This window comes from Phaeocystidibacter luteus (assembly GCF_008933115.1).
Lineage (GTDB): Bacteria > Bacteroidota > Bacteroidia > Flavobacteriales > Schleiferiaceae > Phaeocystidibacter > Phaeocystidibacter luteus.
This window is the reverse complement of record NZ_WBVO01000009.1, coordinates 104,537-128,746: the sequence shown is the minus strand read 5'-3', so window position 1 is coordinate 128,746 and position 24,210 is coordinate 104,537. Positions and strand designations below refer to the sequence as shown.

28 protein-coding genes are annotated in these 24,210 nt (G+C 47.7%); 22 read left to right on the top strand and 6 right to left on the bottom strand.

From position 1 onward, the window contains the following. The first annotated feature begins 151 nt into the window (after window positions 1-151). From F8C67_RS11315 to F8C67_RS11305, 3 genes are all read left to right on the top strand, one after another. Window positions 152-2,296, top strand: a complete 2,145-nt coding sequence (locus F8C67_RS11315; protein ID WP_151667961.1) for a gliding motility-associated C-terminal domain-containing protein — start codon at window positions 152-154, stop codon at window positions 2,294-2,296. Window positions 2,297-2,301: 5 nt separating this feature from the next. Next, window positions 2,302-3,873 (top strand): PorP/SprF family type IX secretion system membrane protein, encoded by a 1,572-nt coding sequence (locus F8C67_RS11310; protein WP_151667960.1) that lies wholly within the window; start codon window positions 2,302-2,304, stop codon window positions 3,871-3,873. An 88-nt stretch (window positions 3,874-3,961) separates the two neighbouring features. Next, entirely contained in the window at window positions 3,962-5,887 is a 1,926-nt protein-coding gene (locus F8C67_RS11305) for a T9SS type B sorting domain-containing protein (RefSeq protein ID WP_151667959.1), read from the top strand. Between the two features lie 53 nt (window positions 5,888-5,940). Here the strand turns inward: F8C67_RS11305 and dnaJ are convergent, their stop codons facing one another. The 6 genes from dnaJ to F8C67_RS11275 all read right to left on the bottom strand — a co-directional run bounded on the left by dnaJ (window position 5,941) and on the right by F8C67_RS11275 (window position 12,739). Next, window positions 5,941-7,074, bottom strand: coding sequence for a molecular chaperone DnaJ (dnaJ, locus tag F8C67_RS11300; RefSeq protein WP_151667958.1), 1,134 nt, complete (start codon window positions 7,072-7,074; stop codon window positions 5,941-5,943). Between the two features lie 4 nt (window positions 7,075-7,078). After that, window positions 7,079-7,678, bottom strand: a complete 600-nt coding sequence (locus F8C67_RS11295; RefSeq protein WP_151667957.1) for a nucleotide exchange factor GrpE — start codon at window positions 7,676-7,678, stop codon at window positions 7,079-7,081. A 135-nt stretch (window positions 7,679-7,813) separates the two neighbouring features. After that, window positions 7,814-8,371: a TlpA family protein disulfide reductase gene (locus F8C67_RS11290; RefSeq protein WP_151667956.1), complete on the bottom strand. Its 558-nt coding sequence runs from the start codon at window positions 8,369-8,371 to the stop codon at window positions 7,814-7,816. Between the two features lie 14 nt (window positions 8,372-8,385). Next, entirely contained in the window at window positions 8,386-9,696 is a 1,311-nt protein-coding gene (murA, locus tag F8C67_RS11285; RefSeq protein WP_151667955.1) for a UDP-N-acetylglucosamine 1-carboxyvinyltransferase, read from the bottom strand. Window positions 9,697-9,719: 23 nt separating this feature from the next. Continuing rightward, window positions 9,720-10,370, bottom strand: a complete 651-nt coding sequence (locus F8C67_RS11280; protein WP_223277556.1) for a DUF4290 domain-containing protein — start codon at window positions 10,368-10,370, stop codon at window positions 9,720-9,722. Between the two features lie 14 nt (window positions 10,371-10,384). Beyond that, complete coding sequence (locus tag F8C67_RS11275) at window positions 10,385-12,739, bottom strand: ATP-dependent helicase (RefSeq protein WP_151667954.1); 2,355 nt, start codon at window positions 12,737-12,739, stop codon at window positions 10,385-10,387. Window positions 12,740-12,947: 208 nt separating this feature from the next. Here F8C67_RS11275 and F8C67_RS11270 point away from each other — a divergent pair, with 208 nt between their 5' ends. The 19 genes from F8C67_RS11270 to rpsN all read left to right on the top strand — a co-directional run bounded on the left by F8C67_RS11270 (window position 12,948) and on the right by rpsN (window position 24,199). After that, a complete protein-coding gene (locus tag F8C67_RS11270) occupies window positions 12,948-14,309 on the top strand; it encodes a T9SS type A sorting domain-containing protein (protein ID WP_151667953.1) in 1,362 nt (453 codons plus the stop codon). 262 nt (window positions 14,310-14,571) lie between these two features. Beyond that, window positions 14,572-14,952 carry a 30S ribosomal protein S12 gene (gene rpsL / locus F8C67_RS11265; protein ID WP_151667952.1) on the top strand — a complete coding sequence of 127 codons (381 nt, stop codon included), beginning with the start codon at window positions 14,572-14,574 and terminating at the stop codon, window positions 14,950-14,952. Between the two features lie 23 nt (window positions 14,953-14,975). After that, entirely contained in the window at window positions 14,976-15,446 is a 471-nt protein-coding gene (gene rpsG / locus F8C67_RS11260) for a 30S ribosomal protein S7 (protein ID WP_151667951.1), read from the top strand. Window positions 15,447-15,473: 27 nt separating this feature from the next. Further along, window positions 15,474-17,576, top strand: a complete 2,103-nt coding sequence (fusA, locus tag F8C67_RS11255) for an elongation factor G (protein WP_151667950.1) — start codon at window positions 15,474-15,476, stop codon at window positions 17,574-17,576. 13 nt (window positions 17,577-17,589) lie between these two features. Next, window positions 17,590-17,895 carry a 30S ribosomal protein S10 gene (gene rpsJ, locus F8C67_RS11250; RefSeq protein ID WP_151667949.1) on the top strand — a complete coding sequence of 102 codons (306 nt, stop codon included), beginning with the start codon at window positions 17,590-17,592 and terminating at the stop codon, window positions 17,893-17,895. 23 nt (window positions 17,896-17,918) lie between these two features. Next, a complete protein-coding gene (rplC, locus tag F8C67_RS11245; protein WP_151667948.1) occupies window positions 17,919-18,533 on the top strand; it encodes a 50S ribosomal protein L3 in 615 nt (204 codons plus the stop codon). Beyond that, on the top strand, window positions 18,533-19,165 hold the full coding sequence (gene rplD / locus F8C67_RS11240) for a 50S ribosomal protein L4 (protein WP_151667947.1): 633 nt from the start codon (window positions 18,533-18,535) through the stop codon (window positions 19,163-19,165). Before rplC ends, rplD begins: the two co-directional genes overlap by 1 nt. Beyond that, a complete protein-coding gene (gene rplW / locus F8C67_RS11235) occupies window positions 19,165-19,458 on the top strand; it encodes a 50S ribosomal protein L23 (RefSeq protein ID WP_151667946.1) in 294 nt (97 codons plus the stop codon). The genes rplD and rplW overlap by 1 nt, the downstream gene beginning before the upstream one ends. Before the next feature lie 4 nt (window positions 19,459-19,462). Beyond that, on the top strand, window positions 19,463-20,287 hold the full coding sequence (gene rplB, locus F8C67_RS11230; RefSeq protein WP_151667945.1) for a 50S ribosomal protein L2: 825 nt from the start codon (window positions 19,463-19,465) through the stop codon (window positions 20,285-20,287). A gap of 10 nt (window positions 20,288-20,297) precedes the next feature. Then, entirely contained in the window at window positions 20,298-20,579 is a 282-nt protein-coding gene (gene rpsS / locus F8C67_RS11225) for a 30S ribosomal protein S19 (RefSeq protein WP_151667944.1), read from the top strand. 12 nt (window positions 20,580-20,591) lie between these two features. Then, the gene (gene rplV / locus F8C67_RS11220; RefSeq protein WP_151667943.1) at window positions 20,592-21,014 is read left to right on the top strand and encodes a 50S ribosomal protein L22; all 423 of its coding nucleotides are present in this window, start codon (window positions 20,592-20,594) and stop codon (window positions 21,012-21,014) included. A gap of 11 nt (window positions 21,015-21,025) precedes the next feature. Continuing rightward, window positions 21,026-21,742 (top strand): 30S ribosomal protein S3, encoded by a 717-nt coding sequence (rpsC, locus tag F8C67_RS11215; RefSeq protein WP_151667942.1) that lies wholly within the window; start codon window positions 21,026-21,028, stop codon window positions 21,740-21,742. A gap of 26 nt (window positions 21,743-21,768) precedes the next feature. Next, window positions 21,769-22,188 (top strand): 50S ribosomal protein L16, encoded by a 420-nt coding sequence (gene rplP / locus F8C67_RS11210; protein WP_151667941.1) that lies wholly within the window; start codon window positions 21,769-21,771, stop codon window positions 22,186-22,188. Window positions 22,189-22,192: 4 nt separating this feature from the next. After that, window positions 22,193-22,402 carry a 50S ribosomal protein L29 gene (rpmC, locus tag F8C67_RS11205; RefSeq protein WP_151667940.1) on the top strand — a complete coding sequence of 70 codons (210 nt, stop codon included), beginning with the start codon at window positions 22,193-22,195 and terminating at the stop codon, window positions 22,400-22,402. A gap of 5 nt (window positions 22,403-22,407) precedes the next feature. Further along, on the top strand, window positions 22,408-22,668 hold the full coding sequence (gene rpsQ / locus F8C67_RS11200; RefSeq protein WP_151667939.1) for a 30S ribosomal protein S17: 261 nt from the start codon (window positions 22,408-22,410) through the stop codon (window positions 22,666-22,668). Window position 22,669: 1 nt separating this feature from the next. Continuing rightward, entirely contained in the window at window positions 22,670-23,038 is a 369-nt protein-coding gene (rplN, locus tag F8C67_RS11195) for a 50S ribosomal protein L14 (RefSeq protein WP_151667938.1), read from the top strand. Window positions 23,039-23,057: 19 nt separating this feature from the next. Next, complete coding sequence (gene rplX / locus F8C67_RS11190) at window positions 23,058-23,378, top strand: 50S ribosomal protein L24 (RefSeq protein ID WP_151667937.1); 321 nt, start codon at window positions 23,058-23,060, stop codon at window positions 23,376-23,378. Further along, complete coding sequence (gene rplE / locus F8C67_RS11185; protein ID WP_151667936.1) at window positions 23,378-23,923, top strand: 50S ribosomal protein L5; 546 nt, start codon at window positions 23,378-23,380, stop codon at window positions 23,921-23,923. Before rplX ends, rplE begins: the two co-directional genes overlap by 1 nt. A 6-nt stretch (window positions 23,924-23,929) precedes the next feature. Then, on the top strand, window positions 23,930-24,199 hold the full coding sequence (gene rpsN / locus F8C67_RS11180; RefSeq protein WP_151667935.1) for a 30S ribosomal protein S14: 270 nt from the start codon (window positions 23,930-23,932) through the stop codon (window positions 24,197-24,199). Window positions 24,200-24,210: the final 11 nt, after the last annotated feature.

Below are 24,210 nucleotides of genomic sequence, written 5' to 3'. Positions count from 1 at the left end.
ACCGTAATGATTTTCTGAGCGTATAATAAACAATGATGCTCTGTGAAGCGTTCACGAGCAACATGTGCTCCCTCAAATGTACGTCTTTGACTACATTGCACGTAAAGAGTTGTAAAACCCTTAATTTGCAACCTGGAATAAACCTTTATCAATGAAACGATCACTACGATTGAAGTGGCTTGGCATGGCGCTAATGATTCTCGCTGGGAATTTTGCGTTTGGTCAGGCTATTACTGTTATTCAGACCCCAAATGCTTCGGCTTGTACGGGAGACTCCCTGATCATGAATATGTCACTTACGGGAACGTATCTCGCGAACAACTCTTTTGATGTATTGATGACCCCTGGTACCGCTGCAACTGCGGATTTCACGGATCCAGCTACATTGAATGTCCCAATTGCGAAGTGGCTTCCAAATACTGGAAACCCGATTCAGGACACCAACAGCTCGCTCACCCCTAAGACGGTAACCATTGTTATTCCTGAGACGATTACAACGAATGGAACTTACTCGATCAGATTCGAATCTACTAATCCCGTTACTCAATCAAACATCTTTGAGGTTAACGTGAATGTGACCATTCCGGCTGAGATTGATACCGCAAATATCAAAGGCGCCTTCAGAAACAATTACACACCAGGAAACCCAGATGACTTCGGGAAATGTGTAGACGATACCATCGTTCTTTACGCAAACCCGGGCTTCAACTACCAATGGATGGTCAATGGCGTAGACGTTCGCATTGCTCAGGTGGGTAGAACGGACGACCGCTTCGATTCACTCCTCGTTTGGTTGCCAGGCGACTATTCAGTTGAGGTGAGCTCTGGTCCCGTTTGTCCAGGTACAAGTGATCCGGTGACCATCGTCAATTACATTCCTTCGCCAATTATCACCTTCGGTAATCCAGTCAATCAAGTTCAGCCTTGGATCGTGTTCCTAGATGAACCATTCCCAGCCTTGGTTACGGATTCAGTTCAATTCTGTGAAACAGATAGTGTAATGTTCTACGGAGAAGCTCCACAGCTTCCGGGCGAAGTTTATACCTATCAGTGGTATCGAGATTCGGTTGACCAATTTGGCATAGACACCTTCATTCCTATTGCAGGCGCAATGAATGACACCTTCTGGTTTAACGCTAGTCACATGGCCAACGCGGTAAATCCATTCGAAATGGAAATCTACCTCGAGGTTACCGATACAACTACAGGATGTACCACACTAGGAGCAGATCCAAAGTACGTGTTCATGGATACCGTTCCTGATACAGAAATATCCGCCATCCCTTGGCCTGGAAATGCGAATGCACCAACTATCATTTGTATTGAAGATAGTGTGCTCCTTGGCGCAGATGCGACAGGCGCAGATTGGGATTACCAATGGCAAGCTCGCTTCCCGCTCAACGGCGGTACTTGGACTAACATCCCTAACGACACAAATCCACGCCTGCAAGTGGATACCACACTTATTCCAGATTCAGCAGAATACCGATTAGTCATAAGCAATGTCGCCTGTACGTGGATAACCACGCCAATCCAGGTTAACATTGTCCCTCTTCCTACTTTCCAATTCCTGCCTTCTGATTCCGTTGCCATCTGTGCAGACGATTCAGTACTTATTGCAGTAAACGGAAACGGACTACAGTACACTTGGTCAAACGGATTCATTGGAACCTCACAATACCTCAGCACCCCTGGTACATATTGGGTGGAAGCTCGAGGAGTGAACCAATGTATTTCTTACGACACACTTATTCTCTTCCCACTTGTGGTGAATGCAGATGCTGGTCCAGATCAAGTTATTGGTCAAGACGAAGATGTTGTTATGGCCGCTTCTGGTGGCGTATCGTACTACTGGTACGCTAACGAACCGGTTTACTTCTCAAACCAACGAGATCCAAACACACTCTCTCGTCCAGTTAAAGACACTACATGGTACTTCGTTGAGGTTACAGCCGCTAACGGTTGTACGGCGATTGACTCTATGCTTGTAATTGTAGAAGATCCATTCGCCGGTGGTCCAAACCTGTCTAACGTTCAAAACGTGATGACGCCAAATGGCGACGGTGCGAACGATGTGTTTGACTTGAGCGAAGTGGTACGCACGGATGGTTGCGACCTCGTAATTATGAACCGTTGGGGATCTGAAGTTTATACGGAAGAGAACTATACGAGCGGTTGGACAGGCGTAGATAACGGAGGCAATGAGTTGCCAGACGGAACCTACTATTACGTATTGGCTTGTGGCGACGAAATTCGCTTCAAGGGAGCAATTACCATCCTTCGCAATAACGACTAAGACTCATGAAAAAATCTCATATCCTCACAGCAGTAGTTGGTTTGCTCCTTGCCGGTTCGGCTCAGGCTCAGCAAATCCCGCTGTACAGCAATTACTTCTTCACTCCATTCATCTATAACCCGGCACAGTCAGGTATCGATGGAGTAACCGAAGCTAGCCTCATTCACCGCCGCCAATGGTCAGGAATCGAAGGCGGACCAGAGACATCGGCGCTAACGGTAAACGGTGCTTTGAATCGCGAAAAGATCGGATACAGCGTTTACGCATATACCGATCGTACCGACATCATCCAGAGAACGGGTGTGTACGGTGCCTACGCATACCACGTTCAATTGTCAAAAACCAACACATTGAGCTTTGGTTTGGCAGCTGGATACCTCGATAACAACATCGATTTCGATAAGATTCGCGTGGACGACGAGTTCGATCCATTGCTTTATCCGAATCTTCGTAGAGGCAATTTCGACCTCAACTTTGGTGTTAACTTGAACATCAACGGATTCCAAATCGGTGCCGCTGTTCCGCAGCTCATCGGTGCTCCGGTGGAGTATTCTGATAACTACAACGGGCCGGTGGAGTATAGCTTGATTCGTCACTTTGTGTTTAACGCTCAGTACGACTGGGAGATTCAAGGCGACAAGCGTGTGCTAAGCCCAATGGTATTGGTGAGAACTGCACCGAATGTGCCTACGCAGATTGATGCGGGTGCCATCTTCAACATGAAGGACTACGGTTTCGTTGGCGCGATGTTCCGCTCAGATTATGCAATCACAGCTAACATCGGTGTTCACCTCACAGAGCAACTTACGGTGGGCTACGCGTATGACTTTAGTACCAATACATACGGTACTTCATTCGGAACCTCACACGAGTTTATGCTTACGTACCGCTTCGGTTCGAACAGCGACGACGAACGTATGGAATCTGAATTGCGTCGACTCAAAGATCAACTCCGCAGAATGGAGGATGACAACGAAGAGTATATCCGCGAGCGTTTCGAAGAATTCAAAGAAGAGCTAGAGGCTCAAGAAAATGAAGACATCGAAGAGAAGGTTCGTGAGGTAGTTGAAGGTATGGAGCTCTATCGCCCTGGCGATGAGAACAACCGCAACAACCGTAACAACAATACAAACCAAGGTGGTAATCAAGGTGGAAACCAAGGAGGAAACCAAGGTGGTAACAATCCGAACAACGGCGGAAACAATCCGAACACGGGTGGTGATCGCATGAACGGAATGGACCCTAATGGTGGTGGTAATACCAACACCAACAACGGCGGTAACAACAATGCGGGTATTAGTGGATACGACGAATCCAACTATGCTAGCAACGTACAGCCGGGTTCACCAGGATACTACGTAACTGCGGGTGTATTCGGCAGCGAGAACAACGCTCGTCGCCTCATGCAACGCTTGCAGAACCAAGGCTTGGACGTGAATGTATTCCAAGACCGCGTAAACAATATGTACTACGTATACCTTATGAAGTTCAACAATTACAATGCTGCTGACGCGGCTCGTGAATCGAACCTCAGAGGTCAATACAACGGTCGCCTTTGGGTGAAGATCGTAGAATAATACGGTCGTCACTTATCGGATGATAATAACAAGAAAGGCCGTTTCTTAGGAAGCGGCCTTTTTTTGGCTCTAAAGAAACCTAAACCCTATGGCTAGAACGCGCCCCCTCATTGCGTGCTTTGCCCTGCTACTCAGCTTCTCGACCTTCGCCGCTCACTTGGTGGGTGGAGAGATAACCTATGAGTGTCAAGGCGGAAACAATTACCTCGTCAGAGTTCGCGTGTACCGCGATTGCGCCGGTGGCGGTGCGCCGTTCGACCCAACTATTTCCATTCGCGTTTTTAACGGTACCACGGGCGCATTTGTAAGCGCTACCCCCAATACTCCAGTAGGTACAATCAACCAAGTTCCAGTGAATTCAGGGGACCCTTGCCTTACCATCCCGGCTGGACTATGTACCGAGTATGCCGATTACGAGGCGGTTATCACTTTGCCGTCGAGCCCAGACGGATACGACATCACATGGCAACGCTGCTGTCGAAACGGTTCGATTGATAACATTCCTAACTCTGGTAGCTGGGGAAATACGTATACGGTGCGCGTTCCACCGAACGACGTTTGTGGATCTTCACCTCAATTTGCGGCCACGCCACCCATCGTGATTTGCGCAAACGAGCCGCTCAATATCGATGCCTCAGCCACGGATATTGATGGAGACTCTCTCTACTATGAGTTTTGTGAAATTCTTCATGGAGGTAGCTCGTCGAATCCATCGCCAGTTGCTTTGCCACCACCTTACCAGTCTATTCCATTCATTGCCCCTCAAACATTTGAGAACCCAATTCCGAGCTCACCTCAGATTAAGATTGATAGCCTCACGGGTATCATTTACGGCGAGGCCAGTACTCAAGGGCAGTATGTAGTGGGTATTTGCGTGACGAGCTTCAGCAACGGAATGCTTGAAACGACAGTCCGTCGCGACTTCCAGTTTAATGTGAGTCCATGCGTGCGCAACGTTGTAAGTGATATGGTCACTCAAATGGAAGATAGTTCTCTTTTCTGCTCAGGCCGCGAACTTCAATTCACGAACGAGTCTTCCAACGGCAACAGCTACTTCTGGGATTTTGGCGATACAACTTCCCTCACGGATACCTCTTATGCAGCCAATCCGGTGTTTACGTATAATGCTCCAGGTATCTATACAGTAATGCTCGTTACCAATCCGGGGACACAGTGCTCCGATACCGTCTTTGAAGTCTTTGAGATATATGAATCTCCGGAGCTTGAGTGGGGTATCTTCCAAGGTAGTGTATGCTTCAATGTACAGGACATTTTCTTCGGTGCTCTTGGAAACAACATTCCTCCCGGTGCCACCTACGAATGGTATTTTGGCGGCACACCAGCGCCCAACATCACTTACTTCAACGGACCATTCCCTCCTGGGATTACCTGGCCGGTACCCGGTAAGTACCCGGTCACGGTCGTCATGAAGTCAAACACCTGTACCGACTCCGTAATCGATACAGTTGAGATCGTTCGATTTAACCAGTTGGTCGATGCTGGTCCAGATCAAATTGTGGTTGAAGGCGACGACGTTCTCATGGCTGCTAGTGGTGGTGTGCAGTATTACTGGTATGCGGATAATCCGGTCTACTTCTCAGACCAACGGGATCCGAATACGCTAACTCGTCCTATCAACGATACGACCGTGTATTACGTGGAAGTGACCACCGCCGACGGTTGTCAGGGTATTGATTCCCTCACCGTTATTATGGTTCCCAAGGGGTGGCCGAATCCTAATTACAGCGATCTACAAAATGTGATTACGCCTAATGGAGACGGATCAAATGATTACCTGGAGATTCCAGAGATTACCGATGGTAGGCAGGTTCGTTTTGTGTTGATGAATCGATGGGGAAGTGTGGTCTACCAAGAGGACGACTACAATGGAGAATGGCGCGGACAGGATGATGGCGGCAATCCGTTGCCAGACGGAACGTACTACTACATCATTCAAGAAGGCTTCGAGGTGATATTCACCGCTCCCGTCACCATAATCAGAAATGAAAATTAAAAGAAAAGGCCCCGCTATCTAGCAGGGCCTTTTTTATTCTGGGGAGTTTGATCTTACTGACCGAACATGTCTTTTACTCTTTCGAAGAATCCCTTCTCGTGTCTTCCAGGATTCGGTTGGAAGTTGTCGGACTTCTCTAGCGATTCCAACGTCTTCTTCTCTTCTGGAGATAGCTTCTTTGGAGTCCACACGTTGAGGTGAACCAGTAAATCGCCATTGCCGTATCCTTCTACACTCGGCAATCCTTTACCCTTGAGGCGAAGAACTTTTCCGCTTTGTGTTCCGGCATCAACCTTCACGCGAGCGCGACCGTTAATGGTTGGGATTTCAACGCTTCCACCCATAGCAGCGGTAGGGAAGGTGATGTACATGTCGAAATGCAAGTTATTCCCATCACGCTTCAAGCTTTCGTGTTCTTCCTCTTCGATAAGCACCATTAGGTCGCCCGCTGGGCCGCCCATAGGTCCTTCGTTTCCTTTTCCAGAAACGCGAAGTTGCATCCCGTCCATCACACCTGCAGGAATCTTGATGCTCACGGTTTCGTCCTTACGCTCAAGTCCATCTGGACCAACACCCGCTGGGCGCTTGTCTACAACCTTTCCAGTTCCTTGGCAGGTTGGACATGCACTTGCGGTGCGCATTTGACCTAGAATGGTGTTTTGAACGCGTTGAACTTGACCAGAGCCATGGCAGGTCTGGCAAGTCTTGAAGGTCAAACCATCGGCGCTTACGGAGCGCTTCAATTTGATTTTCTTCTCTACGCCGTTGGCAATTTCTTCGAGGGTGAGTCGTACACGTACTCGGAGGTTCGAGCCTTTTCTAGCTCCGCCACGGGCGCCACCACTGAAGCCTCCAAAGCCACCCCCGCCGCCACCGAAGGCGCCGCCAAAGATGTCACCAAAATGGCTGAAGATATCGTCCATAGACATTCCGCCACCACCAAAGCCGCCACCGGCTCCTGCTCCAAAGGCTTGATGTCCGTACTGGTCGTACTTCTGACGCTTCTCTGCATTCCCAAGAACCTCGTAAGCTTCGGCAGCCTCCTTAAACTTGGCTTCTGCCTCGGTGTCGTCAGGGTTCTTATCAGGGTGATACTTAATCGCGAGTTTGCGATAAGCCTTCTTGATTTCATCTGCAGATGCGCTCTTGCTAACGCCTAGTACGTCGTAAAAATCTCTCTTCGCCATAGAATTAGCTTTGCGGTTCTCCGTCAGCTACAACCACTTTGGCGTAGCGGAGAATCTTTTCTCCAATCATGTAGCCGGCTTCGATCTCGTCGATCACCTTACCTGCCATGTCTGGTGTTGGAGCTGGAATTTTTGTGATAGCTTCCATGAAGTCCACGTCAAACTTCTTGCCTACGGTGTTCTCCATAGGCTTAAGACCTTTTTGCTTGAGTGTTTCGTGAAGCTTTGAGCTGATAAGACCGAGTCCCTTTGCTACTTCCGTCTCTTTTTCTTCCTCGCTAACATTCGACAATGCGCGTTTGAAGTCATCCAATATTGGAAGAAGCGCAGCGAGTACTTCCCGGTTAGCTGTTGTTGAAAGCTCGACACGCTCACGCGCGTTGCGCTTTCTGAAGTTTTCGAATTCTGCATACAAGCGGAGGTTTTGATTCTTGAGATCTTCAACCTCGGCCTTTAGCTTATCTACTTCGCTAACTTCTTCAGATGTATTTGATTCGGAGTTCTCTGCGCTGGCAGTTTCTTCACGAACTTCCGTAGCCGCCTCGGCAGCCTTTACGTTTTCTTCTTGTGCAGTGTTTTCCACTTTATCGCTCTTCTTGCTCATTATCTGCTGTTTTACGCGAATTTCACACGCGTCAAAAGGTTGGCAAAGGTAGTGCCATCCAGCAGATTACGCCAATCTGACAGAGGATAAAAGAAAAACGGCTGACACATTTTGGTCAGCCGTTGTTTTGAAGTGTCACTCTTTCATTCCGTCGAGTAAACTCGGTACTTGCGAGCCGCGGATGTTGGCATATAATAACTTGCCTTCTCCATCGATGATGAAGCCCGCAGGAATGGCGTTGACATTGTATTTAGAGGCGTGGGCAGAACCCCACCCGCGAAGGTCGCTAATGTGGTTTGGCCACACCTGACCAAGTCTTTCTATAGCGTCGGTCCAACGCGATTTGCTTTGATCTAGAGAAACCGAAAACACGGTGAAGCCTTCGCCGCCTTCAAAGTCGGTATCCTTATACTTCTCATATGCGCTTACCACATTCGGCATATCTGCAACACATGGTCCGCACCATGAAGCCCAAAAGTCGATATAAACAATCTGCCCTTCGAGGTCACTCAATTTGATGATATCACCGTCAGGAGTGCGTCCTTCTAATTCGGGAACTTTTTCTCCAACGCGAAGCACTTGGGCTTCTTCAGCTACTTCGGTGTCAGCTGATGCTGGTGCGTAGCGGGAATAGGCTCCCAAACCTACGATTGCAGCAGCAGTTGTAATCTTAATGATGTTTTGAATCTTCATAGTGTGTTGTGCTTTTAGTTCAAACGAACAATCTCCGCGCCAATTTTTCTCAAACGCTCGTCTATGCGCTCGTAGCCTCTATCAATCTGCTCAATGTTGTGTATGGTAGAAGTACCTTCTGCACTCAAAGCAGCTATCAAAAGTGAGATACCGGCACGGATGTCCGGTGAAGTCATAGTCGTACTACGGAGCGGATACTTACGTTCCAATCCAATAACTGTTGCGCGGTGTGGATCACAAAGAATGATTTGCGCACCCATGTCAATCAGTTTATCGACGAAGAACAAGCGACTTTCGAACATCTTCTGATGTATCAACACGCTTCCTTTTGCTTGAGTAGCAATGACGAGTACGATGCTTAGCAAGTCAGGCGTGAAGCCCGGCCAAGGAGCATCGGCAATGGTCATGATACTGCCGTCGATGAACGTTTCAATTTCGTAAATATCTTGAGCGGGAATGTAGATGTCATCGCCTCTACGTTCTAGTTTGATCCCTAGCTTTTTAAACACTTCTGGAATCACCCCAAGCTCATCATATTGGGCGTCTTTGATAGTGAGTTCACTCTTGGTCATGGCCGCGAGACCGATCCAAGAGCCCACTTCAATCATGTCAGGTAAACATCTGTGTTCGCAGCCGCCAAGTTTCTCAACTCCGGTAATCTTTAGCAAGTTCGATCCAATACCCTCAATCTTTGCGCCCATGCGAACGAGCATTTTGCAAAGCTGTTGAAGGTAGGGTTCGCAGGCTGCGTTGTAAATGGTGGTCACACCTTCGGCTAGCACAGCTGCCATGACGATGTTGGCCGTGCCGGTTACTGAAGCTTCATCGAGCAACATATATGCGCCCTTCAATCCACCATCGGTTTCTACGCCGTAGAAGTCTGAACCTTCCTCGTACACAAACTTGGCGCCCAATTTTTGGAAGCCTAGGAAGTGCGTATCCAATCGTCTACGTCCAATTTTATCACCACCTGGCTTAGGGATGTATCCTTTGCCAAAGCGGGCGAGAAGTGGACCAACGATCATGATGGAACCTCTGAGCGCACCACCGCGTTCGCGGAATTCAGGTGAGAAGAGGTAGTTGAGATTGATGTCGTCCGATTGGAAGGTGTATTCTCCGGGACCTTTCTTTCGAATCTTCACGCCGAGGTCTTCGAGAATGTCAATCAACTTGTTGACATCACGAATGTCTGGAATGTTGGAAATGGTGATTTCTTCATCGGTAAGGAGAACAGCACATAGAATTTGAAGTGCTTCGTTTTTGGCACCTTGAGGGGTGATTTCGCCGCTGAGCTTCTTGCCTCCTTGAATTTGAAATGTGGCCATATTGGCTTGTAGTGTGTGGTTCGTTATTTCTTGCGCTTGCGCGTTTTCTTCTTTCGGCGATTGTTGTTGCTCGACTTCGAGCTGCTGCTGGCAGCGGTTGGAAGAACTAATTCATTTGAAAGCTCTATGCCTTCTGTGCTGAGTTTTCCTTCAGCGAGAATTTCAAGCTCTCTCAAGATCACCGCGTCATCTACTGTATCCTTGTTGTAAGTGAGATAGCTGCGCTTCATTTGGTTGCCAATTTGGCGAATCAACTCCTGGCGCTCTTCGCCGTCTTCCATTTCGATGGCCTTGCTGAGCATCTCGCGTACAATGTGACCATAGTGTCGCATCTTGTAGGTGCGAGCAGGGTATTCCACCTTTTCGGGAAGTCCGGCGAACGTTTCTGCGGTTGGAATTGGATAAGGGGAATCGACATCAAGCTTAAAATCGCTCATGATGAACAAGTGGTCCCAAAGCTTGTGCTTGAAGTCTGGTGTGTCGCGAAGATGAGGGTTGAGGTTGCCAATCACGTCGATGATGGACTGTGCTACGGCATTCCTCTTTTCTTTTTCTTCGATGGTCATGCAATGCTCAACCATGCGGTGAACATTTCGGCCGTACTCGGGGATAGCTAAATCCGGACGGTCTGTATTGTATTCCACATCTGGGATGTGGGTTAGATCTTTAGTCATATATATGCGTGTAATCAGCTCTTGCGAGCCTTCTGCAATTTAGCAAACTTAAGTAGAAGGCGTTTTTCCCCTGCGTTATCAAAAAAGATGATAGCCTTGCGGTCTGCTCCGCTTCCGGTAATCTCCTTCACGGTACCTAAACCAAAGCGATCGTGGATAACGCGAGTTCCCTTTTCGAGATCATCTGGAACATTAGAAGCTTCACCGCTATCGTTCATTTCAGAAACGGTTTTCAGTTTCTGGTGTTTCTTAGGTGGTACGATTGGTTTTTGTTCTTGTTGCTTCTTCATGAATCTCGGTTTTCCTCCAAAACTGTCATTGCCTCTAGATACAGTTCTGCTCTGTGGTGAATCAAATGCCGCCTTCACTTCGTCTGGTGGTGAATAGAACCCGCCAAACTCCGGAACACGGATGTCGAGGAATCGCTCATCTATCTCTTCGATAAACCTGCTCGGCTCACAATCTATGAGTTTTCCCCAACGGTAACGTACATGAGCATACGTTAAGTACGCTCGTTTCTCGGCGCGTGTTAGTGCGACGTAAAATAGTCGACGTTCCTCTTCTAAATCGGAACGAGTGTTCATCGACATCATGGATGGGAACAGGTTCTCTTCCATGCCTACGATATATACATATGGGAACTCAAGTCCCTTGGCAAGGTGAATTGTCATCAAGTTCACCTTGTTCATGTCTTCTGGATTGTCCTTGTCGGCATCGGTCAGCAACGCGATGTCTTGCAAGTAGTAGGCGAGGGTTGCATCGCCATCTTCAATCTGCTTCTGTTCTTCGGAGAAGTCTTTGATGCCATTCAGCAATTCCTGAATGTTCTCCGTTCGGGTTACGCCTTCGGGTGTCTTGTCTTCCGACATTGCCTTAATCAGACCTGAAGTTTTTGCGATATGCGCTGCCACATCAAAGGCGTCGTGCTTTTGGGCAAGGACGCCGTAACTCTTGATGCGCTCAACAAAGTCTAGAATTCGCTGCTGCGTCGGCTTGTTGATACCTGTAGGATAGAGGTAGATGTTTTCGGCGATATCCCAAATGCTCTTCTCCTGGCTATTCGCCACGTTGATGAGGCGATCCATCGTGGTTTGACCAATTCCTCTTGCTGGATAATTGATTACACGTCGGAAGGCTTCCTCATCTGAATTGTTGATGGCCAATCGGAAATAGGCCATAAGGTCTTTGATTTCCTTGCGCTGATAGAAGCTAAGGCCGCCGTAAATTCTATATGGGATGTTGCGCTTTCTAAAAGCGTCCTCAAAAGCTCTACTCTGGGAGTTTGTTCGGTAGAGAATACAGAATGAACTCCAGGGCTCATGGTTGTTCTGATGAGACTCGAAGATGTTCGAGGCTACCCAGTTTCCTTCGTCGGAATCACTTACCGCTTTGTGAACTACAATCTGTTCGCCCTTGTCGTTGGAAGTCCAAACGTTCTTTTCGAGCTGATCCCGGTTCTTGGCAATGATGCTGTTTGCCGCTTCAACAATGTTCTGAGTGGAGCGGTAGTTCTGTTCTAGTTTGAAAATTTTCGCATCCGGGTAATCCTTTTGGAAATTGAGGATGTTTCGGATGTTGGCGCCACGGAAGGCATAGATAGACTGGGCATCATCGCCCACAACACAAACGTTTTCGAAACGAGAGGCGAGGGCTTTTACAATCAAATACTGACTGTGGTTTGTATCCTGATACTCGTCCACCAGGATGTATTTGAATCGCTCTTGATACTTGGCGAGTACATCGGGAAATCGGTGTAGGAGTTCGTTCGTTTTGAGAAGAAGGTCATCGAAATCCATGGCACCGGCGCGGAAGCATCTTTCGGTGTATGCGGTGTAAAGCTGGCCAATCATTGGCATGCGCGCAGTGGCATCGTTCTCCTGAAGATCGGGACGATTTTGATAAGCCTTGGGCGTGATGAGATTGTTCTTGTAGCTTGATATCCGACCTTGAACGGATTTCGGTTTGTAGATATCCTTGTCGAGGTTGTTCTCTTTAATAAGTGACGAAATCACTTTGAGGGAATCTTCACTGTCGTAGATGGTGAAGTTGGACGGATAGCCTAGTTTGTCGCCTTCGATTCTAAGGATGCGTGCAAAAACAGAGTGGAAGGTTCCCATCCAGAGGTTTTTGGCTTCGCTTTCACCCACGATGGAGGCGATACGTTCTTTCATTTCTCGGGCGGCCTTATTGGTAAAGGTCAGCGAGAGAATTTGAAAAGAATCCACCCCTTTTTCCATGAGGTGGGCGATGCGATACGTGAGCACTCGGGTTTTACCGGATCCTGCGCCGGCGATGACCATCATGGGACCTTCGGTAGCTAGTACGGCCTGCTTTTGTGCGTCGTTCAGCTGATCGATGTATGAACTCAAACGTTGTCGCTTTTAGATTTGGGTGAAAGGATACAAAAATAGGGAATCAAAAGTGGCTGTCCGAAATCTCAGAGAGAAAGGTTATTGGAAATCATGCATGAGGCGAGTTTGGGGAATCGGTCACTCAGTCTGGTGGAGTTCTGCCTCATTTCATCTTTATGAATTGTTTTTATATGCTTACCCTTGAATATTGAACAACCGCTCTCTTATGAAAAAGCTATTTACTCTTTTCGCTCTACTCTCTGTTTTATCAGGATTCGGATCCCATTTCAGCGGAGGGTATTTCCGTGCTCAATACCTCGGTAGTGCAACAAACGGTAGGTTGAATTACCGAATTGAGTTTTATGCGACTTATAGTGGAACAGCTATTTTCACTCCGACAGTCGATATCGTTTCCCCGACAACCACATCTACCGTATCGTTGGCTTTCGAAAGTTCTATACCGCATGGCCCCATACCTTATTCAATGGAGCTGCGGAGATATGTGGCACAAGTTCAGCTTCTACCGAATACCGATTATATGTTCTCGTATGAGCTTTGTTGTCGACCTAATGGAATGCAGAATATTACACCGAGTTCAGGAATAAAAGGTCTTTTCATTTGGAGCACGCTCAATACTGGGAACGGAAACTCCCATCCAGAGATGATTGCACCTCCGGCGAGTGTGATTGCATCGAATAGAGATTACCCACAGTCGATTCGCGCCTATGACAAGGATGGAGATTTGGTGAGTTATAGGTTTGGGCAAGTATATGAGAATGATGAGAATAGTCCGGTTCCATTGAATTCTGCATTCGTTGATTCGGTGGCGACTTTACCCAATACGATTCTCACACCGGATGGGATGGTGATATATCAATACACGTCTCCCAGCGGCTCATATTCGGGCTTCAGCATTGGGTACAAGATTGTTTCAAGAGATCAATCGGGACAGATTAATTCGGTCATTAATATTGATTGGCCTGTGTTTGTTTCACTTGTAGCGCCTCCGCCTCAGAATAAACCGATATTGCTATTAGACTCATTGTTTACGCATCCATCGAGGTATGACTTCAGGCTTAATCGAGCCGATACGGTGGGCTTTCACTTATCGACGAACTCTAATGCGGGTCTGTTCATCCCTAGAGCGTTTAATATTGTGCAAAGGTTTCAGAGGATGGTAACAAGGTCCTACCCCATTTCAGGAGCGAAGTGGCTGGAGTTCACGATCACTCCTACAGCCAATGACTTGGGAAGAGAAATTCCAACGGTTTTACGTTTTGAAGTCGGCCAGTACTTCATAGACCATCATTTTGATTTCTCGGTAGTAACGGGTATTGGTGCTGACGAGTTCAACAGCTCTGAATTAGTGGTTTATCCAAATCCTACACGAGACGTAGTACGGGTTATTCATTCAGTTGAAATGGCTGAAATTTCCATACTGGATGCCAGTGGGAGAGAGGTAGGTCATGAAGTCGTGTCAGGCTTGGAGGTAGAAGTCCATATGCCAAATGAAGCTGGGCTGTATTTCTTGAAGATCGTTGAGGCTACTGGACGTGTTTCACTTGAGCCGGTATTGGTAGTTGAGTAGATTGTTGGGAAGAATGAAATAGCCCGTTGGAATTCCACCTGATTGATGTCCTATATATTAATGGTATAAAGTACCTTTGTCGGCATGATATGTCGGCCGGATGATTCCGCCGTGAGTATGGTCCTCGTACTCAGTGCATTTTATCGATAACATTTTTAGCTAAAGCATTGTGGGATAGGTTTTTTGTCCTACATTTGCAGTCCCCAAAAAATCGGGGATAATTACGTATTTGCAAGAAAATCAACGCAATAAGGTATAACAGATGCCAACAATTCAACAGTTAGTTCGCAAAGGCAGAACGAAAATTGAGAAGAAGAGCAAGTCGGCCGCTCTGGAATCATGCCCACAGCGTCGTGGAGTTTGTACTCGTGTTTACACGACTACGCCTAAGAAGCCAAACTCAGCGATGCGAAAGGTAGCCCGTGTGCGCTTGACCAACGGAAACGAGGTTAACGCTTACATCGGCGGAGAAGGCCATAATCTACAGGAACACAGCATCGTATTGGTGCGCGGAGGTCGTGTTAAGGACCTTCCAGGTGTTCGTTACCACATTGTACGCGGTGCATTGGATACTGCTGGTGTGGAGGGACGTAATCAGCGTCGTTCTAAGTATGGAACTAAGCGCCCTAAGGCTAAAAAATAAACGCATAATCATTCCATTGCGACATGAGAAAGACCAGAGCTAAGAAGAGAATTCTTCTCCCGGATCCGAAGTTCAACGATCCGTTGGTGACTCGATTTGTAAACAACTTGATGTACGACGGCAAGAAAAGTGTTGCCTTCAGTATCTTCTACGATGCCATGGATATCGTAGCGGAGAAGACCGAAAGTGGAAACGGCTTGGAGGTCTGGAAGGAAGCATTGACGAATGTTATGCCGCACGTAGAAGTACGCAGCCGCCGTGTAGGTGGTTCTACTTTCCAAATTCCTATGCAGATTCGTCCAGAGCGTAAAATCTCTATGGCGATGAAGTGGTTGATTCAATACTCACGCTCGCGCAACGAGAAAACAATGGCTCAGCGCTTGGCGAACGAAATCATCGCTGCATCTAAAGAAGAAGGTGCTGCTGTGAAGAAGCGTATTGACACTCACCGTATGGCAGAGGCCAACAAGGCATTCTCACACTTTAGATTCTAACCATCAATCTGTATTAGGAATAAGATCATGGCAAAAAGAGATCTCAAGTATACAAGAAACATCGGTATCGCTGCTCACATCGATGCTGGTAAGACAACTACTACCGAGCGTATTCTTTACTACGGTGGTGTTAGCCATAAAATTGGTGAGGTACACGATGGTGCCGCTACAATGGACTGGATGGAGCAAGAGCAGGAGCGTGGTATTACTATTACCTCTGCTGCTACGACGCTTAACTGGCCATACCGTGGTGACAACTACCACGTGAACATCATCGATACTCCGGGACACGTTGACTTTACTGTTGAGGTTAACCGTTCCCTCCGTGTGTTGGACGGGTTGGTATTCTTGTTCAGTGCTGTGGACGGCGTTGAGCCACAGTCAGAAACCAACTGGAGACTAGCAAACAACTATAACGTACCTCGTATTGGGTTCGTAAATAAAATGGACCGTCAAGGTGCCGACTTCCTTAACGTTACACGTCAGGTGAAAGAGATGTTGGGTAGCCACGCTCTTCCACTTCAGATTCCAATTGGAGCTGAGGCTGACTTCAAAGGGGTGATCGACTTGATCAACTTCCGTGGTATCGTTTGGAACGAGGAGGATATGGGTATGACTTTCGAGGAAGTTGAAATCCCAGCTGACTTGATGGAAGAAGCTGAAGAGTACCGTGAGAAATTGTTGGAGGCCGTTGCGGAATTCGACGATACACTTATGGAGAAGTACTTCGAGGATCCAGCTTCCTTGACTGAGCGTGAAATCCTTGACGCATTGCGCGAGGCTACTATCGCCGGTAAGGTTGTTCCTATGATGTGCGGTTCAGCATTTAAGAACAAGGGTGTACAAGCGATGCTCGACATGGTGATGGAAATTCTTCCTTCTCCGCTTGACGTTGACGCGATTACTGGTACTAACCCAGACACAGAAGAACAGGAGAGCCGTAAGCCTAGCTACGAGTCTCCATTCGCAGCCTTGGCATTTAAGATTGCTACGGATCCATTCGTAGGTCGTCTTTGCTTTACTCGTGCTTACTCTGGTACACTTGAGTCAGGTTCTTATGTATGGAACTCTCGTACTGGTAAGAAAGAGCGTATCTCACGTATCTTCCAGATGCACGCGAACAAGCAGAATCAGATCGACACTTTGGGTGCGGGTGATATCGCTGCCTTGGTTGGATTTAAGGATATCAAAACTGGAGATACACTCTGCGACGAGAAGAACCCTATCGTTCTCGAGTCAATGAACTTCCCAGATCCGGTTATCGGTTTGGCTATTGAGCCTAAGTCGAAGGCTGACGTAGATAAGTTGGGTATTGCTCTTGGCAAGCTTGCTGAAGAGGATCCTACTTTCCAGGTTCGCACCGACGAGGATTCAGGTCAGACTGTAATCAGCGGTATGGGTGAGCTTCACTTGGACATCATCATGGACCGTCTTAAGCGTGAGTTCAAGGTTGAAGTTAGCCAAGGTGCTCCACAGGTATCTTACAAAGAGACAATTACTGGAACAGTTGATCACCGTGAAGTTTACAAGAAGCAGACGGGTGGTCGTGGTAAGTTCGCCGATATCGTTATAACGATTGAGCCAGGTGACGAAGAGAAGCCAGGTTTGATTTTCGACAATCAGATCAAAGGTGGTAACGTACCTAAAGAATTTATCCCTTCAGTAGAGAAAGGTTTCAAGGATGCTATGTCCAACGGTGTATTGGCAGGCTTCCCTGTAGACAGTTTGAAGGTAACATTGAAAGACGGTTCATTCCACCCTGTGGATTCCGACCAGCTTTCATTCGAATTGGCGGCGAAATTGGCTTACAAGCAAGCGCTTCCTAAGGCTAACCCGGTACTTCTTGAGCCGATCATGAAGCTTGAGGTACTTACTCCAGAGGAGAACATGGGTGACGTTGTAGGTGACTTGAACAAGCGTCGTGGTCAAGTTGAAGGTATGGATAGCCGTAACGGATCACAAGTGATCAAGGCTAAGGTGCCATTGTCTGAAATGTTTGGTTATGTAACCGACCTACGTACAATTACTTCGGGTCGTGCGACATCAACAATGGAATTCTCTCACTACTCGGAGACTCCTAAGAACATTGCCGACGAGGTTATTGCAGAGGTTAAAGGAAGAACAGCATAATAGAGTTCATCAGATGAGCCAGAAGATCAGAATCAAATTGAAGTCTTACGACCATAACTTGGTAGACAAGTCTGCTGAGAAGATCGTTAAGACGGTGAAGAGCACAGGTGCGGTGGTAAACGGTCCAATTCCATTGCCGACTAACAAGCGCATTTTTACGGTGCTCCGCTCACCACACGTGAACAAGAAGTCTCGCGAGCAGTTCGAGCTTAGCTCTTACAAGCGTTTGCTCGATATCTACTCATCTTCTTCAAAGACGATTGATGCTTTGATGAAGTTGGAGTTGCCTAGCGGGGTTGAAGTAGAGATTAAAGTCTAACGAACGGATTTAAGTAATAAGAGATGCCTGGATTGATTGGTAAAAAAATCGGAATGACCAGCATCTTCAGCCCGGAAGGTAAAAACTTGCCTTGTACGGTTCTTGAAGTTGGCCCATGTGTGGTTACTCAAGTGAAGACTGAGGATGTCGATGGTTACAGCGCCGTGCAGATTGGATGGGGTGACAAGAAGAACGCCTCGCAACCTGCCGCCGGCCATGCCAAGAAAGCTGGTACTGAAGCTAAAAAGAAGTACGTGGAGTTCCGCGACTTCGCTGCGGATTCAGTAAAGCTCGGCGACGAGTTGAATGTTGAACTCTTCGCGGAAGGCGAATTCGTTGACGTAATTGGTACGTCAAAGGGTAAAGGCTTCCAAGGTGGTGTTAAGCGCCACGGCTTCGCTGGTGTGGGTCAAGCTACTCACGGTCAGCACAACCGTCTACGTGCACCTGGTTCCATCGGTGCTGGTTCAGATCCATCACGCGTATTCAAGGGTATGCGAATGGCTGGCCACATGGGTGCAGAGCGCACAAAGATTCAAAACCTTCAAGTGTTGAAGGTCGACACAGAAAAGAACCTTCTCGTTGTGAAGGGATCTGTGCCGGGAGCTAAGAACTCATATGTAATCGTAGAGAAGTAATGGAACGTACGGTCATCAATACCCAAGGAAAAGACTCCGGACGTAAGGTGAAGCTCAACGATGGCGTATTCGCTATCGAACCAAACGAGCATGCAATTTACTTGGATGTCAAGCAGTACCTCGCTAACCAACGTCAAGGTACACACAAGGTGAAGGCTCGTGCGGAAGTTTCTCGTACGACCAAGAAGCACCACAAGCAAAAAGGAACTGGTGGAGCTCGTTATGGTTCATTGAAGGGACCTTTGCACCGTGGAGGTGGAACGGCCTTTGGACCAGAGCCACGCGACTACGGTTTCAAGCTAAATAAGAAAGTTAAGGTTCTTGCTCGCCGTTCTGCATTGAGCATGAAGGTGAAGAACGATCAAGTAATTGTACTTGAGGACTTGAACTTCGAAGCTCCAAAGACCAAGCAGTATGCGGAAATCCTTAAAGCTTTGGGACTTAATGAGAAAAAAAGCGTTGTAGTCGTAGGTGATACGAATAAAAACGTATATTTGTCATCCCGAAATTTTGAGGGGTCGAAAGTTGTAACAGCCTCTGAATTAAGCACTTATCAGATTATGAACGCGGGAACGCTAGTGCTAACAGAAGGTTCGATTGAAAGAATTGAGAACGTATTAAGCCAAAAGTGATGGAGAATATCTTGATCCGTCCGATCATCACAGAGAAGGCCTCGGCCGACGCAGAGGAGCAGAATCGCTACTCCTTCGTTGTTCGTCGTGACGCCAACAAAGTGGAGATTAAGAAAGCAGTAGAAGCGTTCTACGGCGTCAATGTAGAGGCTGTTCGTACGCAAGTTGTTCCGGCTCGTAGAATGAGTCGTTACACGAAGGCAGGAATGATTGAAGGATCAAAGTCTGCTTATAAGAAGGCCATCGTGGATGTCCGCGAAGGTGAAATGATTGATATCTACAGCAATATCTAATACCATGGGTGTAAGAAAACTAAAACCGACATCGCCAGGTCAACGCTTCCGCGTTGTCAACGAATTCTCGGCGGTTACGACTTCCACCCCGGAAAAGTCCTTGCTGAAAGGTAAGAAGCGCTCCGGCGGACGTAACAACTCTGGAAAGATGACCATGCGCTACATTGGTGGTGGTCACAAGAAGAGCTACCGCGAGATTGATTTCAAGCGTGACAAGGCTAATATTCCGGCGGTTGTTAAGACAATTGAATACGATCCAAACCGTACAGCATTCATCGCATTGTTGAACTACGTGGATGGAGAGAAGAGATACATCATTGCTCCTAATGGTTTGCAAGTAGGGCAAGAGGTTGTTTCTGGATCTAATGTAGCTCCAGAAGTAGGCAACTCAATGCCACTTTCAGACATTCCATTGGGTACTGTAGTAAGCTGCATCGAATTGCGTCCTGGTCAGGGTGCTGCGATTGCACGTTCTGCAGGAAGCTTTGCTCAGTTGTTGGCGCGTGATGGCAAGTATGCTATCCTTAAGATGCCAAGTGGAGAGACTCGTATGGTTCTCATTACTTGCATGGCCACAATTGGTGTAGTAAGCAATGGCGATCACCAGCAGGTGGTTAGTGGTAAGGCAGGTCGCAACCGTTGGTTGGGTCGTCGTCCACGCACACGCGGTGTTGCTATGAACCCGGTTGATCACCCAATGGGTGGTGGTGAAGGTCGCGCATCTGGTGGCCACCCACGCTCAAGAACAGGTGTTCCAGCTAAGGGATACAAGACTCGTACGCCGAAGAAGGCGTCGAACCGTTACATCATCGAAAGACGAAAGAAATAATTAAAGGGATATGGCTCGTTCGCTGAAAAAAGGACCCTACATCCACTACAAGCTCGAGAAGAAAGTTCTCGCGAATGTTGAGTCTGGCAAGAAGACAGTGATCAAAACTTGGTCACGTGCGTCAATGATTTCTCCAGAATTCGTTGGACAAACGATTGCCGTACACAACGGACGCACTTTCGTGCCGGTGTATGTAACTGAGAACATGGTAGGTCACAAACTAGGAGAATTCGCACCAACGCGTACTTTCCGTGGTCACGCCGGGAACAAGAAGGACAAAGGCAAACGATAATCGACAGACGAAATGGGTGTACGTAAACACAACAGAGCAGTTGCTCTGAAGGCAGCCAAGAAAGAAAAGGCGATTGCAAGCTTGCGCAACTGTCCAACTTCACCACGCAAAATGCGCCTCGTAGCGGATATGATTCGTGGAGTTGAAGTTGAGAAAGCAATGTTCATGCTTCAGCACTCCTCAAAGGAGGCCGCAGGTCGTTTGGAGAAACTATTGCGTTCTGCCTTGGCCAACTGGGAAGCTAAGAATGAAGGAAAGCGTATTGAGGACAACAACTTGATCGTACAAGAGATTCAAGTAGACAGTGCTCGTATGTTGAAGAGAATTCAGCCAGCTCCGCAAGGACGTGCGCATAGAATTCGCAAGCGTTCAAACCACGTAACACTGGTTGTTGGAAGCGCAAGTACTGAAGTGAACGAGACTACTGAAGCCTAATAAACGAGACAATGGGACAAAAGACGAACCCTATCGGGAACCGACTTGGATACATTCGCGGCTGGGAGAGCAACTGGTACGGAGGTAAGAACTACGGCGACAAGCTTGCCGAAGATGCACAAATCCGTAAGTACCTCTACGCTCGTCTAACAAAGGCAAGTGTATCGCGCATCATCATCGAGCGCACCTTGAAGCTCGTTACCGTGACAATTACTACGGCTCGCCCGGGTATCATCATCGGTAAAGGAGGTCAAGAAGTAGATAAACTACGCGAAGAGTTGAAGAAGCTTACTAAGAAAGAGGTTCAAATCAACATCTTCGAGATTAAGCGACCTGAGTTGGATGCCAAGTTGGTAGCTGACAGCGTTGCTCGCCAATTGGAAGGACGTATTTCTTTCCGTCGTGCTGTGAAAATGGCAGTTGGTGCAGCGATGAGAATGGGAGCTGAAGGAATTAAGATCCAGGTTTCTGGTCGATTGAACGGCGCCGAGATGTCTCGTTCTGAGATGTTCAAGGACGGTCGTACTCCACTCCACACTTTCCGTGCGGATATCGACTACCACCAGGCTGAAGCTCACACGACTTACGGTCGTATCGGAGTGAAGGTATGGATCATGAAAGGCGAAGTATACGGTAAGCGCGACTTGTCGAACATGCTTGGCAATGTGAAGAAAGCCGGCGGAGGTAACCAGAAAGGTGGACCGAAGCGTAGAGGCGGAAAGAAGTAATAAGAGCAAATTAAATCGTCGTACCGATGTTATCACCGAAACGGACGAAACATAGAAAAATGTTCAAAGGCCGCATGAAGGGCAACGCCCAACGCGGCACACAGTTGGCCTACGGCTCTTTTGGAATCAAGTCGTTGGACTCAGTTTGGATGACAGCACGTCAGATCGAAGCTGCCCGTATCGCTGCTACGCGTTACATGAAGCGTGAAGGTCAGTTGTGGATTCGTGTCTTCCCTGATAAGCCAATCACCAAGAAACCTCTCGAGGTACGTATGGGTAAAGGTAAAGGTGCACCTGAATACTGGGCAGCCGTGGTTAAGCCGGGCCGCATGTTATTCGAATTGGAAGGTGTTCCTTACGATGTAGCTAAAGAAGCATTGCGCCTAGCTGCGCAGAAGCTTCCGGTACGCACGAAGTTTGTTGTAAGAAGAGATTTTGAAGCTTAAGAAGATGAAACAGTCAGAGATCACAGGTCTTACGACCGAGGAGCTTCAGGAGCAATTGGTAGAGTTCGAGCAGAACCTCACCAAGATGCGAATGACCCACCATATTTCTCCGCTAGAGAACCCAATGAGCCTCCGCGCAACGCGTCGCGATGTTGCTCGTATCAAGACGGAGTTGGCTAAGAGAAATTCACAAGCTTCAGAAGCAAAAGCATAAACGCGATGGAAACAAAGAGAAATCTCCGTAAAGAACGTATTGGAGTTGTTACTAGCTCCAAGATGAACAAGAGCGTTACGGTAAACGTACAACGTCGCGTTAAGCACCCATTGTACGGTAAGTTCGTAAACTTTAGCAAGAAGTTCCATGCTCACGACGAGACGAACGATTGCAATGAAGGCGACACTGTACGCATTATGGAAACACGTCCACTCAGCAAGACAAAGAAGTGGAGAGTAGTCGAAATCATCGAAAGGGCAAAGTAAGATGGTACAACAGGAATCAAGACTTAGAGTTGCCGATAACACAGGGGCGAAAGAGGTGCTTTGCATCCGCGTTCTTGGAGGCACGAAGCGTCGTTACGCTTCCGTAGGCGACAAGATTGTCGTTTCAGTGAAGCAATCCACTCCTTCCGGAAACGTGAAGAAGGGAGCTGTATCGACAGCAGTTGTGGTACGCACGAAGAAAGAAGTTCGCCGTCCAGACGGATCATACATCCGTTTTGATGACAACGCTTGTGTTCTTCTAGGTGCAACAGGTGAGATGCGCGGAACACGTGTATTCGGACCAGTTGCCCGTGAGTTGCGCGACCGTCAGTATATGAAGATCGTATCTCTTGCGCCTGAGGTGCTTTAATCGAATAATGAGCGAAGCAATGGCAAAGTTTCACATCAAGAAGGGAGACAACGTACAGGTAATCGCCGGTAACTCCAAAGGACAAACCGGTCGTGTTATCCGCATGATCCCAAAACAAAACCGTGCCGTCGTAGAAGGCGTGAACATGGTTTCTAAGCACCAGAAGCCGAGTGCTTCTAACCCGCAAGGGGGTATTGTACAAATGGAAGCTCCTATCCACATCTCCAACTTGTTGTTGGTAGATCCGAAGGAGAACAAGCCAACTCGTATTGGTCGTAAGCACGACGAGAACGGTAAGCTTGTTCGTTACGCTAAGAAATCAGGAGAGGTAATCAAGTGATGGACATGGAACCAAGACTTAAAAGCGTTTATCGCGACAAGATTGTAAAGGCGTTGACCGAAGAATTCGGTTACCAGAACCACATGGAAGTTCCTCGCCTACAGAAAATCGTCCTCAGCCAAGGTGTTGGAGCTGCAGTAGCCGACAAGAAATTGATCGAGTACGCAGTGGACGAGATGACACTTATCTCTGGCCAAAAGGCAGTGATGACTAAGTCGAAAAAGGACATCTCTAACTTTAAGCTCCGTAAGGGTATGCCTATCGGTGCACGTGTAACGCTTCGCAGCGTACGCATGTATGAGTTCCTCGACCGTCTGATTTCAGCGTCACTACCTCGCATCCGCGACTTCCAGGGGATTAAGGATGGCTTCGATGGCCGTGGTAACTACACCCTCGGTATCACAGAACAAATTATCTTCCCAGAGATCGACATCGATAAGGTGAACAACATCTCAGGTATGGATATCACATTCGTAACCACCGCGAAGACGGACAAGGAGGCGAAAGCCTTGTTGAAAGCTTTCGGATTACCTTTTAAAAAGTAAGCTACGATGGCTAAAGAATCAATGAAGGCCCGTGAGGTCAAGAGACAAAAACTCGTAGACAAGTACGCTGAGAAGCGTCAGGCTTTGAAAGAAGCTGGCGATTACGAGGCACTACAGAAGCTTCCTAAGAACGCTTCACCTGTGCGCCTCCACAATCGTTGTAAGCTCACTGGTCGTCCACGTGGTTACATGCGTCAGTTCGGACTTTCTCGCGTTCAGTTCCGCGAGATGGCGAACAAGGGACTTATCCCAGGCGTGAAGAAAGCTAGTTGGTAAAAAGAATAAAG